Annotated in this window: 12 protein-coding genes; 2 read left to right on the forward strand and 10 right to left on the reverse strand. The window is 69.8% G+C overall.

Features of this window, described 5'->3' with window-relative positions:
• Positions 1-2: 2 nt before the first annotated feature.
• Entirely contained in the window at positions 3-713 is a 711-nt protein-coding gene (locus OG870_RS08665; RefSeq protein WP_266510699.1) for an MBL fold metallo-hydrolase, read from the reverse strand.
• A gap of 190 nt (positions 714-903) precedes the next feature.
• Between OG870_RS08665 and OG870_RS08670 the strand changes: the two genes are divergently transcribed.
• Both OG870_RS08670 and OG870_RS08675 read left to right on the forward strand, forming a co-directional pair.
• Complete coding sequence (locus OG870_RS08670) at positions 904-1,749, forward strand: peptidylprolyl isomerase (protein ID WP_266510702.1); 846 nt, start codon at positions 904-906, stop codon at positions 1,747-1,749.
• A 135-nt stretch (positions 1,750-1,884) separates the two neighbouring features.
• The gene (locus OG870_RS08675) at positions 1,885-3,114 is read left to right on the forward strand and encodes a DUF349 domain-containing protein (RefSeq protein WP_266510705.1); all 1,230 of its coding nucleotides are present in this window, start codon (positions 1,885-1,887) and stop codon (positions 3,112-3,114) included.
• A gap of 100 nt (positions 3,115-3,214) precedes the next feature.
• On the opposite strand, the gene OG870_RS08680 is transcribed toward OG870_RS08675, so the two are convergent.
• From OG870_RS08680 to ruvC, 9 genes are all read right to left on the reverse strand, one after another.
• A complete protein-coding gene (locus OG870_RS08680) occupies positions 3,215-5,785 on the reverse strand; it encodes a RelA/SpoT family protein (protein ID WP_266510708.1) in 2,571 nt (856 codons plus the stop codon).
• Between the two features lie 303 nt (positions 5,786-6,088).
• Entirely contained in the window at positions 6,089-7,306 is a 1,218-nt protein-coding gene (locus OG870_RS08685; RefSeq protein ID WP_266588272.1) for an IS110 family transposase, read from the reverse strand.
• A 982-nt stretch (positions 7,307-8,288) separates the two neighbouring features.
• Entirely contained in the window at positions 8,289-8,828 is a 540-nt protein-coding gene (locus tag OG870_RS08690; RefSeq protein WP_266510711.1) for an adenine phosphoribosyltransferase, read from the reverse strand.
• Positions 8,825-9,943 (reverse strand): protein translocase subunit SecF, encoded by a 1,119-nt coding sequence (secF, locus tag OG870_RS08695; protein ID WP_266510714.1) that lies wholly within the window; start codon positions 9,941-9,943, stop codon positions 8,825-8,827. Before secF ends, OG870_RS08690 begins: the two co-directional genes overlap by 4 nt.
• A 1-nt stretch (position 9,944) precedes the next feature.
• Positions 9,945-11,705: a protein translocase subunit SecD gene (secD, locus tag OG870_RS08700; protein WP_266510717.1), complete on the reverse strand. Its 1,761-nt coding sequence runs from the start codon at positions 11,703-11,705 to the stop codon at positions 9,945-9,947.
• A gap of 132 nt (positions 11,706-11,837) precedes the next feature.
• Positions 11,838-12,329, reverse strand: a complete 492-nt coding sequence (gene yajC, locus OG870_RS08705; protein WP_405626728.1) for a preprotein translocase subunit YajC — start codon at positions 12,327-12,329, stop codon at positions 11,838-11,840.
• A 187-nt stretch (positions 12,330-12,516) separates the two neighbouring features.
• Entirely contained in the window at positions 12,517-13,611 is a 1,095-nt protein-coding gene (gene ruvB / locus OG870_RS08710; RefSeq protein WP_266510723.1) for a Holliday junction branch migration DNA helicase RuvB, read from the reverse strand.
• A 32-nt stretch (positions 13,612-13,643) separates the two neighbouring features.
• Positions 13,644-14,249 (reverse strand): Holliday junction branch migration protein RuvA, encoded by a 606-nt coding sequence (gene ruvA, locus OG870_RS08715; protein WP_266923459.1) that lies wholly within the window; start codon positions 14,247-14,249, stop codon positions 13,644-13,646.
• Positions 14,246-14,794 (reverse strand): crossover junction endodeoxyribonuclease RuvC, encoded by a 549-nt coding sequence (ruvC, locus tag OG870_RS08720; RefSeq protein WP_266510728.1) that lies wholly within the window; start codon positions 14,792-14,794, stop codon positions 14,246-14,248. Before ruvC ends, ruvA begins: the two co-directional genes overlap by 4 nt.
• Between the last annotated feature and the right edge of the window lie 33 nt (positions 14,795-14,827).

Raw genomic sequence — 14,827 nt, forward strand, 5'->3', positions numbered from 1 at the left:
CGTCACATTCCTCGTCGGGGAGCGTCGGCGCCGGCTCCCTGGCCGGCGGCCACCTGCCGCAGATACGGGTTGGCGGCGCGCTCCTGGCCGATGGTCGTCTGGGGGCCGTGGCCGGACAGCACCACGGTCGAGTCCTCGAGCGGCAGGCACACGCGGGCCAGCGAGTCGAGCATCTCGGCCATGTCGCCGCCGGGCAGGTCGGTGCGTCCGATGGAGCCGGCGAACAGCAGATCCCCGGAGAAGAACACGGAAGGGATCTCCGTGGTCTCGGGCATCCGGAAGGTCACCGACCCCTTGGTATGTCCGGGCGCATGCGCGACGGACAGCTCCAGACCCGCGAGCGAGAGCCGCGCGCCATCGGTCAGCTCCTTGACGTCGTCCGGCTCCCCCACCGTGAGCTCGCCCATCAGCGGCATCCCGATGGATCGGCCGAGCGCCTTCTCCGGGTCCGCCAGCATGTAGCGGTCCTCGGGGTGGATCCACGCCGGCACGTCATGCGCGCCGCACACCGGGACGACCGAGGCCACATGGTCGATGTGGCCGTGGGTGAGGACGACGGCGACGGGCTTGAGCCGATGCTTCTTCAGCGCTTCCTCGACGCCTTGGGCGGCCTGATGGCCCGGGTCGATGATCACGCACTCCTCTCCGGCGGCGGGGGCGACGAGATAACAGTTCGTCCCCCAGGCCCCGGCGGGGAACCCGGCAATGAGCACGATCGTCCTTCGTTGTGTCGATACGGGCAGCCGCTGCAGCTGTGAACGAATGGCTGCAGCCTCTGCCAGAGCCTACCGGCGCTGCCGAATCCTCAGCGAACCCATATACGGTACGGGGCACACGCAGGCGGTCGACTCACAAGACGCACGCGCCCCAGTCGACGTACGAGACGCACGAGGAGAAAACCCGGTGGTCACCCAGGAACAGCGGAAGCGTCAGCTCGCCCGGGAGAAGTTCTTGCGCCAGCAACAGCGGCGCACGGCCGCGCGCCGCAAGGCGAACATGCGCAACTCGGTGATCGCGTCGGTGCTCGGCGTGGTCGTGATCGGCAGCGTCGCGCTCTACACGACCGGTGCGCTCAAGGACGACGGCAAGGCCAAGGCGAGCCCGCAGACGACGCCCAGCGCGCCCCCGACCAGCAAGGCGCCGGACCCGTGCGCGAAGCCGGCCAAGGGCTCGGTGAAGAAGCTGAGCTGGAAGAAGGAGCCGGCGCTGACCATCGACAAGTCGGCGAAGTACACGATGGATCTCGCCACGACGTGCGGTGACATAGACATCGCGCTGAACGCGTCGGCGGCGCCGCACACCGTCAACTCGTTCAACTTCCTTGTCGGCAAGGGCTACTTGGACCACACCAAGTGCCACCGGCTGGTCCCCCAGGGCATCTACGTCCTGCAGTGCGGCGACCCCACGGCCACCGGCACGGGCGGTCCCGGCTACACGATTCCGGACGAGAACCTCAAGGACAAGGTCCTCAAGGGGCAGGTGTACCCGGCGGGCACGGTCGCGATGGCCAACCAGTACAACGCTCAGACGAAGCAGGGCCGCAACAGCGGCGGCAGCCAGTTCTTCCTCGTCTACCAGGACAGTCCGCTGCCGGCCGACTACACCCCGTTCGGCACGATTTCCAAGGCGGGCATGAAGGTTCTCAAGAAGATCGCCGCCGCCGGAGCCCAGGCCGCGGACCCCACGACGGGCAACACGGCACCGAACGCGACCGTGGTGATCAACAAGGCGACGGTCACCAAATCCTGAGCGTCAAGTGCGGAATTTCGGTCGCGCGGGATGCGGACAGGCAACCCGCCGGTCGCCTATGTTGGCCGTGACGAAACTGTGGACGATGCCCGGGGGCAGTGAGGCCCTTCGCAGGCATCATGTGGAGGAGGCGCTGTGAGCAGCGACCCGTGGGGCCGCGTCGACGAGACGGGGACCGTGTACGTGCGTACGGCCGACGGCGAGCAGGTCGTCGGTTCCTGGCAGGCCGGCTCCCCTGAGGAGGCGTTGGCCTACTTCGAGCGCAAGTACGAGGGCCTGGTTGTCGAGATCGGCCTCCTCGAGAAGCGAGTGAAGACCACCGACCTGTCCGCGAAGGACGCGCAGACCGCCATCGACCACATCCGCGAGCAGGTCGACGCGCACCACGCGGTCGGCGACCTGGCCGCCCTGCGGACTCGTCTGGACAAGCTGGTCCAGACGGTCGATGCGCGTCGTGAGGAGCGCAAGCAGCAGCGGGCGAAGCAGTCGGACGAGGCGCGGCACGCCAAGGAGGACCTGGTCACCGAGGCGGAGCAGCTGGCGCAGTCCGACCAGTGGCGGTCGGCCGGTGAGCGGCTGCGGGCGCTGGTGGACACCTGGAAGGGTCTGCCGCGCCTGGACCGCAAGTCGGACGACGAGCTGTGGCACCGCTTCTCGCATGCCCGGTCGGCGTTCTCCAAGCGTCGCAAGGCCCACTTCGCTTCGCTGGACGCGCAGCGCGAGGAGGCCCGCAGGACGAAGGAGCGGCTGGTCGCCGAGGCCGAGGCGCTGTCCGGTTCGACGGACTGGGGTCCTACGGCGGCGCGCTACCGCGACCTGATGACGGAGTGGAAGGCCGCGGGCCGCGCCCAGCGTGAGCACGAGGACGACCTGTGGAACCGCTTCCGCGGCGCCCAGGACGTGTTCTTCGCCGCCCGCAGCTCGGTCTTCGCCGAGCGGGACGCCGAACAGTCGGAGAACCTGAAGCTCAAGGAGGAGCTGGCCGGGGAGGCCGAGAAGATCCTCCCGGTCACGGATCTGAAGGCGGCACGCGCCGCGTTCCGCTCGATCAACGAGCGGTGGGAGGCCATCGGCCATGTGCCGCGTGACGCCCGGCCGAAGGTCGAGGGCCGGATGCACGCCGTCGAGCGCGCCATCCAGGAGGCCGAGGAGTCCGAGTGGCGCCGGACGAACCCGGAGGCACGCGCGCGTGCCGAGGGTCTGACCGGCCAGCTCCAGGCGGCCGTGGACAAGCTGCGGGGCCAGATCGAGCAGGCCAGGGCCCAGGGCAACAACTCCAGGGCCGACAAGCTCGAGCGGGAGCTGGAGGGCCGCCAGGCGCTCCTGGACCAGGCGCTCAAGGGCCTGCACGAGTTCGGCGGCTGACAGGCGGCTGACAGGCTGACGAGACCCAAGGAAAGGGCCCCGTACCTCGGGTACGGGGCCCTTTCCTTGCGCGTGTATCCCTTACGGCTCCATACCGCCTCTAAGACCTGCTGCGCGCCGACGTCACCCGGTAGACGTCGTACACGCCCTCCACGCCCCGCACGGCCTTCAGGACGTGGCCGAGGTGCTTCGGGTCGCCCATCTCGAAGGTGAAGCGTGAGGTGGCGACGCGGTCGCGGGAGGTCTGGACGGCCGCGGACAGGATGTTGACGTGCTGGTCGGACAGGACACGGGTGACGTCCGACAGGAGCCGGGAGCGGTCCAGTGCCTCGACCTGGATGGCGACCAGGAAGACCGAGGACTGGGTGGGCGCCCACTCGACCTCGAGGATGCGCTCGGGCTCGCGGGACAGCGAGTCCACGTTCACGCAGTCGTTGCGGTGAACCGATACGCCACTACCGCGCGTGACGAAACCGATGATGGGGTCACCGGGAACAGGCGTACAACAACGGGCCAGCTTGACCCACACGTCGTCGACGCCCTTGACGACGACGCCCGGGTCGGCGTTGGAGCGGCGCTTGCGGCTGCGGCTCCTGGTCGGCGGGACCGACTCGTCGATCTCCTCGGTGGCCGCCTCCTCGCCGCCGAGCGCGGAGACGAGCTTCTGCACGACGTTCTGCGCGGAGACGTGGCCCTCGCCGATCGCCGCGTACAACGCGGAGATGTCCGGGTAGCGCATCTCGTGCGCGAGCGTCACCAGCGAGTCGCCGGTGAGGATGCGCTGGATCGGCAGGTTCTGTTTGCGCATCGCGCGGACGATGGCGTCCTTGCCCTGCTCGATCGCCTCGTCGCGGCGCTCCTTGGAGAACCAGGCCCGGATCTTGTTGCGGGCGCGCGGCGACTTCACGAAGCCCAGCCAGTCGCGGGAGGGGCCCGCGCCGGCCGCCTTGGAGGTGAAGACCTCCACCAAGTCGCCGTTGTCCAGGGTGGATTCGAGCGGTACGAGCCTGCCGTTGACCCGTGCTCCTATGGTGCGGTGGCCGACCTCGGTGTGCACCGCGTACGAGAAGTCCACCGGGGTGGCGCCGGCCGGCAGCGCTATCACGTCGCCCTTCGGCGTGAAGACGAAGACCTCGTTGCGCGACAGGTCGAAGCGCAGGGACTCCAGGAACTCGCCGGGGTCCTCGGTCTCCTTCTGCCAGTCGAGGAGTTGGCGCAGCCACGCCATGTCGTTGAGGTGGTCGTCCTTGCCGGTGGTCCTCGGCTGGTCCGAGCGCACCTTGGAGGCGCCGGCGACGGCCTCCTGCTTGTACTTCCAGTGCGCGGCGATGCCGTACTCGGCGCGGCGGTGCATGTCGAAGGTGCGGATCTGCAGCTCGACCGGCTTGCCGTTGGGGCCGATGACCGTCGTGTGCAGCGACTGGTACATGTTGAACTTGGGCATCGCGATGTAGTCCTTGAACCGGCCGGGGACCGGGTTCCATCGCGCGTGCACGGTGCCGAGGGCGGCGTAGCAGTCGCGGACCGTGTCGACGAGGACACGGATCCCCACCAGGTCGTAGATCTCCGCGAAGTCGCGTCCGCGGACGATCATCTTCTGGTAGACGCTGTAGTAGTGCTTCGGGCGGCCGGTGACGGTCGCCTTGATCCGTGCGGCCCGCAGGTCCTGCTGCACCTCGTCGGTCACTATGGCCAGGTACTCGTCACGCTTCGGTGCCCGCTCGGCCACCAGTCGTACGATCTCGTCGTACATCTTGGGGTAGAGGATCGCGAAGGCGAGGTCCTCCAGCTCCCACTTGATGGTGTTCATGCCGAGGCGGTGGGCGAGCGGCGCGTAGATCTCCAGCGTCTCGCGCGCCTTCTTCTCCTGCTTCTCGCGCTTGAGGTAGCGCATGGTGCGCATGTTGTGCAGGCGGTCGGCGAGCTTGATGACCAGGACGCGCGGGTCCTTGGCCATGGCGACGACCATCTTGCGCACGGTCTCGGCCTGCGCCGCCTCGCCGAACTTGACCTTGTCCAGCTTGGTGACGCCGTCGACGAGCAGCGCGACCGAGTCGCCGAAGTCGCGGCGCAGCTGGTCGAGGCCGTACTCGGTGTCCTCGACGGTGTCGTGCAGCAGACCGGCCATAAGGGTGGCCGGATCCATGCCCAGCTCGGCGAGGATCGTGGTCACGGCCAGCGGGTGGGTGATGTACGGGTCGCCGCTCTTGCGCTTCTGGCCGCGATGCCAGCGCTCGGCGACCTGGTAGGCCTTCTCTATCTGCCGCAGCGTGGCGGTCTCGATCTTCGGGTCGTTGCTGCGCACTATCCGCAGCAGCGGCTCCAGCACCGGGTTGTACGGGTTGGAGCGCTGGACGCCGAGGCGGGCCAGCCGGGCGCGGACGCGGTTGGAGGAGCCGGAGCGGGCGGGCTGGCCGGTGTTCGGGCGGACCGCGGGCGGCGTGGGTGCGGTTCGCTCGCCCGAGGGGGCTGCCGCTCGGGCGGAGTCGAGAGCGGGGGACGGCTTGGGGCGCGACTCCTCGGCCGACTTGCCCACGGGGGCCGACTGGGCGTGCTCGACGGGCCCGCGAGCGTCGTTCTTCGCGTGCGGTGTGTTCGGCGCGGGCTTGGCCGCGGCTGCCGAGGCGGACTCGGGCTTGGCGGCGGTCAGGTGCTGGGCCTCGTCTGGCAAGAGGACTCCTCGTGCGCGATCCGGGTCCCCCGGTCAGGCTCCGGAGACCCCATGGTAGCGATCCTGGGCCGCAGGATCGCCTTCAGGCCACTGTGAGGACCGTCTACCCACGAAACAGAAGAGGCACCTGCCGGATTCCCGAGCACGGCTTCGGGGTGAGGTGGGGGTGTCTTGGGGGTGACGGGGGGTTGGCGGGGGTGGGGTGCGGGGGTGGGGGGAGGCGCGGGCGCCGGGGGGGGGGTGCCTCTATGTCCTTCGTCAAGGCACCCCTGTCGGGTTTGGGGTGATTCGGTCTTGCTGGGGTCATGCGGCGAGCTCGACGTCCGCGGGCGTGCGGGATTCGTAGAAGGTGCCGTCTCGGAGCATGGCGAACAGGACGCTGATGCGTTGGCGGGCGAGGCGGAGGAGGGCCTGGGTGTGGGTTTTGCCGCGGGCGCGTTGCTTGTCGTAGTAGGCGCGGGAGGCGGGATCGGCGTTCATGCAGGCGAAGGCGGAAAGGAACATGGCGCGTTTGAGCTGGCGGTTGCCGCCTCGGGGCGCGTGTTCGCCGTGGATCGAGGTCCCCGACGACTTCGTGGTCGGGGCGAGTCCGGCGTAGGAGGCCAGGTGGGCGGCGTTCGGGAAGCTGGTGCCGTCGCCGACGGTGACCAGCAGGACGGCGGCGGTCCTGACGCCGACGCCGGGCATCGACGTCAGGACCGGGGAAAGAGGGTGGGCCTCCAGCAGGGCGTTGATCTGGGCTTCCAGGGCCCGGCGCTGTTCGTGGACAGCGGCGAGCGAGCGGGCCAGGGAGGGCACGACGATGTCGAGGGTGCCGGTCCCCGGGACCACGACGGTCTGCTCGTCCAGCGCCTCGAAGACATCGTCGATCAGCCGCTGGGCCATGCGCGGGGCCTTGGGCCGGATGAGCTCGACGAGCCTGCGGCGGCCGGCTTTGCGCAGTGCGGCGGGGGAGCCGTAGCGCTCCACCAGCCAGGTGACGGCCTGGTGGTCGAGGCGGGGGCCCAGAACCCGCTCCAGCGACGGGTGGAACTGGGTGAGCAGGCCGCGTATCCGGTTGGAGGTGCGGGTGGCCTCGGCCGCGAGGTCCTGGTCGAAGCCGACGAGGACCGTGAGTTCGGCGGTGATCTCGTCGGTGAGTTCCAGCGAGCGCAGGGTGTGCGGCATGGTGCGGGCCGCGTCCGCGATGACCGCAGCGTCCTTCGCATCGGTCTTGGCCTCGCCCGGATACAGGTCGGCGATCCGCCGCATCGCGAGTCCGGGCAGGTAGGCGACCTTGCAGCCGGTGTCCCGGGCGACCGCGAGCGGGAGGGCTCCGATGGAGGCGGGCTGGTCCACGATCACCAGCACGGTGCCGAACTTCGCGGCCAGTGTGTCGAACACGGCCCGCAGTTTCGGCTCGCTGTTGGGCAGCTGCTTGTCGAAGACCTTCTTGCCGGCCGGAGTCAGCCCGTGCCCGTGATGAGAGCTCTTGCCGACGTCCAGGCCGAGGAACACGCCCACGTCTTCGGTGTCGAACATCGCGCCCTTCCAGGGGAGTTGATCGTGCCGGCCTCGGCAGTGGTGTCGTACGCGCGCATCCACGTTATGCAGACCTGCCGCCCGCGAGCTGTCCGGCGTTGCGCCGGACCGGGTGGTGGCCGGACCTCTGATCAGCGTCTCCGACGGCACCTCCCGGGCCCGGTGACACCACCCCCCAGGTCATCCGTTCGACAGGGGGACACAGTCATGCCGGGCCCGGAGGCCAGCGGCCCTCTTGCAGGACCGCGGAAAACATAACGGGGGCTCGTACGAGGGCCGGGGCGGGGCGCCGGGGGCGAACGAGGGCCGGAGGGGGGGTAGCGCGGGGGCTGGGGGGACGTACGAGGGAAGCGGGGCCATACGGGGGCCGCGGGCCGCACGAGGACTGCGGGGCCCAACGAGGGCCGAGAAGCCGTCCGGGAGCTGCGGGGCCGCACGAAGGTCGACAAGCCGCACGGGAGCTCCGGAGCTGGACAGGTCCGAGAAGCCGCACAAGGACTGCGGGGCCCCACACAGGCCGAGAAGCCGCACGGGAGCTCCGGGGCTGGACGGGTCCGAGAAGCCGCACAAGGACTGCGGGGCCCTACGAGGGCCGAGAAGCCGTTCGGGAGCTGCGGGGCCCCACACAGGCCGAGAAGCCGCACGGGAGCTCCGGGGCTGGACGGGTCCGAGAAGCCGCACAAGGACTGCGGGGCCCTACGAGGGCCGAGAAGCCGTTCGGGAGCTGCGGGGCCGCACGAAGGTCGAGAAGCGCCACGGGCGATACGGGACCGCACCCAGGCCGAGAGGCGGCGCCGCACCAGGTGACCGACCGGGTGGGCGGGGGCCGACAGGACAGCGGCTCTGGTGCCGTGTGGGGGCGCGCGGCGTAGGGCACAGGCCCCGCACGGGTCCGACCGGGGCGTGGCCCGAGGGCTGCTGATGTGCGAAACGGCCGGACCGGTGAGGCCGGGCCGGCCGTTTCGTGGTGGGTGCTGCGGTGTCAGACCTGGAGCAGGGCTTCCAGTGGTGCGCCCGCGAGTGCCGGTTCCAGGCGGGGGCGGCCGCGAAGGAAACCGAGCTCCATCAGGACCGCGAGGCCGGCGACCTCGGCGCCCGCCCGGCGGATCAGCTGTATCGAGGCCTCGGCGGTGCCGCCCGTGGCGAGGACGTCGTCGACGATCAGGATGCGGTCGTCGGCGGACAGGTCCTCCGCGTGCACCTCGATCTCGGCCGAGCCGTACTCCAGCTCGTACGCCTGGCCGAGGGTGGCTCCGGGAAGCTTGCCCGCCTTGCGTACGGGGATGAAGCCGAGGCCGGCCCGCACGGCGACCGGGGCGCCGAGGATGAAACCGCGGGCCTCGAGGCCGACGACCTTCGTGGCACCGGTGTTCGTGGCGATCTCGGCCAGCGCGTCCGTCAGCGCCGTGAAGGCCGCCGGGTCCGCCAGGAGCGGGGTGATGTCCTTGAACATCACACCCGGCTCCGGGTAGTCGGCCACATCCCGGATGCGGCTGAGCAGCAGCTCCTTGATGTCCGTCATCGGCGCTTCCCGGAGGGACGGCCCCGGCCGCGGTTGCGGGACGCGGGCTGGTTGCGCGGACCGACGACCGCGTGCGCCGCGTCCTCGGGCTCGTCGTCGTACGTCGCGTCCACGGTCTCGTGCTCCAGCGGCTCGCCCTTCGCCGCGGCCTGGGCCCGCTTGGCGAGGACGCGCTTCTTCAGGGCCTTCATCTGAGGCTCGCGCTCCTTGAGGTCGGCGACGAGCGGCGTGGCGATGAAGATCGAGGAGTACGCACCGGCCGCGAGACCGACGAACAGCGACAGCGAGATGTCGTTGAGCATGCCGGCGCCGAGGAAGCCGCCACCGATGAACAGCAGGGCACCGACCGGCAGCAGCGCGACCACGGTCGTGTTGATGGACCGCATCAGGGTGCTGTTGATCGACCGGTTGGCGATGTCGCTGTAGGTCCAGCGGGTCTGCTTGGTGATGTCCTTCGTCTGCTCCTTGAGGCTGTCGAAGACGACGACCGTGTCGTAGAGCGAGTAACCCAGGATGGTCAGCAGACCGATCACCGTGCCCGGCGTGACCTCGAAGCCGACGAGGGCGTAGATACCGGTGGTGATGGTGATGTCGTGGATCAGCGCGACGAGGGCGGCGAGCGCCATGCGCCACTCGAAGGCGATCGCCAGATAGATCACGACCAGGACCATGAAGATCGCCAGACCCTGCCAGGCCTTGTTGGCGATCTGGTCACCCCAGCTGGGGCCGACCAGGTCCGCGTTGATGTTCTCGGTGTCGACTTTCAGGTCCTTGGCGAGCTTGTCCTTGATCGCGTCGGACTTGTCGGTGTCGATGCCCGCGATCTGGATGCGCAGGCTGCCGTCGCCGAGCTTCTGGACGATCGCGTCGTGGCCGGACGCGTCCTGCGCGTACCCCTCGGCGGAGGTGACCGAGGCCGTCATGTGCTTCGGGGTAGTGAAGACGGCGCCGCCCTGGAACTCGATGCCCATGTTCAGGCCGCGCACCGCCAGGCCGAGGATGGCCGTGATGGTGATCAGGATCGAGATGCCGTACCAGATCTTGCGGTTGCCGACGAAGTCGTAGCCGACCTCGCCGCGGTGCAGTCGGGCGCCGAGGCTGCCGAGTTTCGACATCTCACGCCTCCTTCGGGTCGACGGGGGCGGGACGACGGGTGCGGCGCAGCGGTGGCTTGGCGCCCAGTGCCTTCGGGTCCAGGCCGGAGTACTTGTGGCCCTGCGCGAAGAACTTCCGGCGGGCCAGCAGCGTCATCAGCGGCTTGGTGAACAGGAAGACCACGACGACGTCGAGCACGGTGGTCAGACCGAGCGTGAACGCGAAGCCCTGGACCTTGCCGACGGTGACGATGAACAGCACCGCGGCGGCGAGGAACGACACGAAGTCGGAGACGAGGATGGTGCGCCGGGCGCGCGGCCAGGCCCGCTCGACGGCGGGGCGCAGCGAGCGGCCCTCGCGGATCTCGTCCCGGATGCGTTCGAAGAACACGATGAACGAGTCCGCGGTGATACCGATCGCGACGATCGCACCGCAGACGGCCGGGAGGTTCAGCGCGAAGCCGATGGTCGGACCGAGCAGCGCCATGATCACGTACGTGAGGATCGCGGAGACCAGCAGCGAGGGGATCGCGATGACCGACAGGCCGCGGTAGAAGATCAGCAGGTAGATGACGACCAGCGCGAGGCCGATGGCACCCGCGATCAGACCGGCGTGCAGCTGCTCGCCACCGAGGGCCGCGGTCACCGTGGTGACGCTGTCCTCCTTGAAGGTCAGCGGCAGGGCGCCGTACGACAGCATGTTGGCGAGGCTCTGCGCCTCGTCCTGGTTGAAGCTGCCGGAGATCTCGGCACTGCCGCCGGTCAGCGCCTGCTTGACGAACGGGTCGGAGACGACGTCGCCGTCGAGGACGATCGCGAACTGGTTCTGCGGGGTCTGGTTCTGCGCCAGCTTGCCGGTGATGTTAGCGAACTTGTCACTGCCCTTGGAGGTGAACTCCATGGTGACGGTCCAGCCGGCGCCGGACTGCGTGTTGAAGACGGCCGAGGCCTTCTTCACATCGGTGCCGTCGACCGCGGCCGGGCCGAGGATGTACTTCTGCCACTGGCCTTGCGAGTTCTGACCGCAGGCGATCGTGGGGTCGGTGGCCTTGACACCCTTGCCGGCCGTCGCGCGGGCCGCCTTCTTCCGGCAGTCGAGGGCGGTGTACTGCGCTTCCAGCTTTTTGGTCGCGTCACTGACGGAGCCGGTCGCGGACGGGGAGGGGCTCGCGGAGGACTTCGCACCGGACGAGGCGGTGGCGCTCGGCGTCGCGTCGGCCTTGAGGGCGTCGCTGACGGGGCGGCCTTGCGAGGTGGCCGTGGCCGACGGGGTCGTGGAGGAGGACGGGGTCGACTTCCCGGTGGCCTTTTCGCTCGCCTTGTCCGACGCGCTGCCAGAGGCGCTCGGCGAGGGAGGAGTCTTGGCGGCGGCGCCGGAGACCTCGGTGGTGAGCACCGGCCGGAAGTACAGCTTGGCGGTGGTGCCGACCTGGTCCCGCGCCTCCTTGGAGTTCGTGCCCTTGGGGATGTTGACGATGATGTTCTTGTCGCCCTGGGTCTGAACCTCGGCCTCCGAGACACCAAGACCATTGACACGGCGGTTCATGATGTCGACCGCTGTGTTCATGTTGGTCTTGTTGATCGCGGATTCCTGGCCCTTCTCCGGGACCGCACGAAGCGTGATGCTCGTACCTCCGGCAAGGTCGATGCCGAGACGCGGAGTGGTATGACCGGAGGCGAACATTCCTCCGGTGAGCGCCACGATGGCGATCAGGATGAGGGCCAGCGAGCGCCCTGGCTTGCTCTGGGCGCTCGCGCTTCGGCCCTTCTTAGGTGCTGCCACCTTCTCGTACTCCCTCTCGGGCCGCTCCGCGCCGGATCTTCGGGCGGACGGCCATGGCATGGTGTCGGGATCCCGTGCGAGCTGCGCATGATCCGGGGCGCGCGGAAGCGGACCGCACGCCCTGGGGCATGGCTACTTCGCCTCGGAGTCGCCGTCGGTCTTCTTCGGCTCTGCGTCCGACGTGGCCTCGGCGGCCGTCGTGTCGTCGGCCGGCTCCTCGGTCGCGTCCTTCTTGCCGAGGTCGACGGACTTGTCGTCGGAGGCGGCGGCAGCTTCGTCGGCGGAGTCGTCGGACTCGGTGAGGGAGGAGGCGTCGTCCGGGACCACGTCGGTGTCGGACTTCAGGTCGTGCTCGATGCCGTGCACGATGCGGTTGTACTCGTCATCGCTGAGCACGGAACCGATGGCGTTCTTCCCGAAGAGGAGCTCGACTCCCGGGCCGGCGTCGAGGAGGACCGTGTCGTCGTTGACCTCCTTGACCGTCGCGTACATGCCCCCGATCGTGCGGACGCCGCTGCCGGGCTGCAGCTCGTTGCGCATCGCGGCGGCCTGCTGCTGCTTGCGCTTGGCCGAGCGGGTCATGAGGAACATGGCCCCGATGAGCACGATGAAGGGGAGGAGCATGGTGATATTCACGGGACGGTATTTCCTTCGCACGACCGCGATGGAGAGCGGCCTCATGGATGGGGGTATGTATACCGCCGACAAAGGCGGCATCGGCGGAGTCTAAGCGAGTCCACGCGCAGGGAACAACGCTCAGCATGGCACCTGGGTTCCTGACCGGGCCAATGCCCTCGCCGTCACGAACCCATCACGTCCCGAACAGGTCCTGTTGTCCGTTTCCCGCAGTTGCCGAGCGGGGCGGCGTGAGGCCGAGATGCGCCCATGCCGCGGGGGTGGCGACCCGTCCGCGCGGGGTGCGGGCGAGCAGGCCCTCCCGGACGAGGAACGGTTCGGCGACCTCCTCGACGGTCTCGCGCTCCTCCCCCACGGCGACCGCGAGCGTGGAGAGGCCGACGGGACCGCCGCCGAACAGCTTGAGCAGGGCCTCCAGAACTCCGCGGTCGAGGCGGTCGAGGCCGCGGGCGTCGACCTCGTAGACCTTCAGCGCGGCCGCGGCGATGTCGCGGGTGATGAATCCGTCGGCCTTGACCTGGGCGTAGTCGCGCACGCGGCGCAGCAGGCGGTTGGCGATACGGGGCGTGCCGCGGGAGCGGCCGGCGATCTCGGCGGCGCCGTCGGCCTGGATCTCGACGTCGAGCAGGTTCGCGGAGCGGTGGATGACGCGCTCCAGCTCGGCGGGCTCGTAGAACTCCATGTGCGCGGTGAAGCCGAAGCGGTCGCGCAGCGGGGGCGGCAGCAGGCCCGCGCGCGTGGTGGCACCGACCAGGGTGAACGGGGGCAGTTCGAGGGGGATGGCGGTGGCGCCGGGGCCCTTGCCGACGATGACGTCGACGCGGAAGTCCTCCATCGCCATGTACAGCATCTCCTCGGCGGGCCGCGACATGCGGTGGATCTCGTCGAGGAAGAGGACCTCGCCCTCCTGGAGGGAGGAGAGGATCGCGGCAAGGTCGCCGGCGTGCTGGATGGCGGGTCCGCTGGTGATGCGGATCGGGGCGCCCATCTCGGCCGCGATGATCATCGAGAGGGTGGTCTTGCCGAGGCCCGGGGCGCCGGAGAGCAGCACGTGGTCGGCGGTGGCGCCACGCGCGCGTGCGGCGCGCAGCACGAGATCGAGCTGCTCGCGGACCTTCTCCTGTCCGATGAACTCGTCCAGGTCCTTGGGGCGCAGGGCGGCCTCGACGGCCTGGTCCTCGCCATCGGCAGCAGAGTCCACCAGCCGCTCCGCGGCGGGGCCGACGAGCCGCTCGGCGGCGGGGGTGTCGGTCGGGTCGTCCCAGTTCACTGAGATCTCCTAGCTGGGCTCGTGCAGGTGGGTCAGCGGGCGCGGTTGAGGGTCTGCAGGGCCGCTTTGAGCAGCTGACCGACCTGGGGCGTGCCCTCGGTCGCCTCGGCCTGTGGCGCCACGGCGGACACGGCCTCGTCGGCCTCGCGGGAGGCGTACCCGAGGCCGATCAGGGCGGCGTGCAGCTGGTCGCGCCAGCCGGAGGTGACCGCCGTACCGACGGCCGGGGCGCCGATCGGTTCGCCGAGCCGGTCCCTGAGCTCCAGCAGCAGCTTCTGGGCGCCCTTCTTGCCGATGCCGGGGACGGCGACGAGGGCCTTCTCGTCGCTGGTGGAGACGGCTCGGCGCAGGGCGTCCGGGGAATGCACCGCCAGCATCGCCTGGGCCAGGCGGGGGCCGACTCCGCTCGCCGTCTGCAGCAGCTCGAACACCTGACGCTCGTCGTCGTCCACGAAGCCGTACAGCGTGAGCGAGTCCTCGCGGACGACCAGGGAGGTGGCGAGCTTGGCCGGCTTGCCGATGCGGAGGGTGGAGAGCGTGTTGGGGGTGCACTGCACGGCCATGCCGACACCGCCGACCTCGACGACTGCGGCGTCCGGGGCGAGGGCGGCGACCGTGCCGCTCACGAAGGCGATCATGCCGTACGGCCTTTCGACGGGGTCGGTGCTTTGGCTGCGTGCAGGGCGACGGCCTGCTGGAGTCGGTTCTGGGCGGGGGCGCGCCAGATGTGGCAGATGGCGAGCGCGAGGGCGTCCGCGGCGTCGGCCGGCTTGGGGGGCGCGTCGAGCCGGAGCAGCCGGGTGACCATGGCGCCGACCTGTGCCTTGTCGGCGCGGCCGCTGCCGGTGACCGCGGCCTTGACCTCGCTGGGGGTGTGCAGGGCGACGGGGATGCCGCGGCGGGCGGCGCACAGCATGGCGACGGCGCTGGCCTGGGCGGTGCCCATCACGGTCCGTACGTTGTGCTGGCTGAACACCCGCTCCACGGCGACGACTTCGGGCCGGTACTCGTCCAGCCACTGCTCGATGCCCTGCTCGACGGCGACGAGGCGGTGCCCCAAGTCGGCGTCCGCGGGCGTCCGTACGACTCCGACGCCCACCATGGTGAGCGGCCGGCCCGCGACCCCCTCGACGACGCCCACGCCGCACCGCGTCAGTCCGGGGTCCACCCCCAGTACGCGCACGTGCCCCTCCCCTCGGTGATCTTTGACTTCACG

Origin of the sequence: Streptomyces sp. NBC_00461, from assembly GCF_036013935.1 — a bacterium.
In the GTDB taxonomy this organism is placed as follows: domain Bacteria; phylum Actinomycetota; class Actinomycetes; order Streptomycetales; family Streptomycetaceae; genus Streptomyces.

Excerpts from the sequence above, each read along its gene's own strand:
- OG870_RS08685 (WP_266588272.1), bottom strand. The coding sequence starts at position 7,306 with ATGTTCGACACCGAAGACGTGGGCGTGTTCCTCGGCCTGGACGTCGGC.
- OG870_RS08690 (WP_266510711.1), bottom strand. The coding sequence starts at position 8,828 with ATGACGGACATCAAGGAGCTGCTGCTCAGCCGCATCCGGGATGTGGCC.
- secF (WP_266510714.1), bottom strand. The coding sequence starts at position 9,943 with ATGTCGAAACTCGGCAGCCTCGGCGCCCGACTGCACCGCGGCGAGGTC.
- yajC (WP_405626728.1), bottom strand. The coding sequence starts at position 12,329 with ATGCTCCTCCCCTTCATCGTGCTCATCGGGGCCATGTTCCTCATGACC.
- ruvA (WP_266923459.1), bottom strand. The coding sequence starts at position 14,249 with ATGATCGCCTTCGTGAGCGGCACGGTCGCCGCCCTCGCCCCGGACGCC.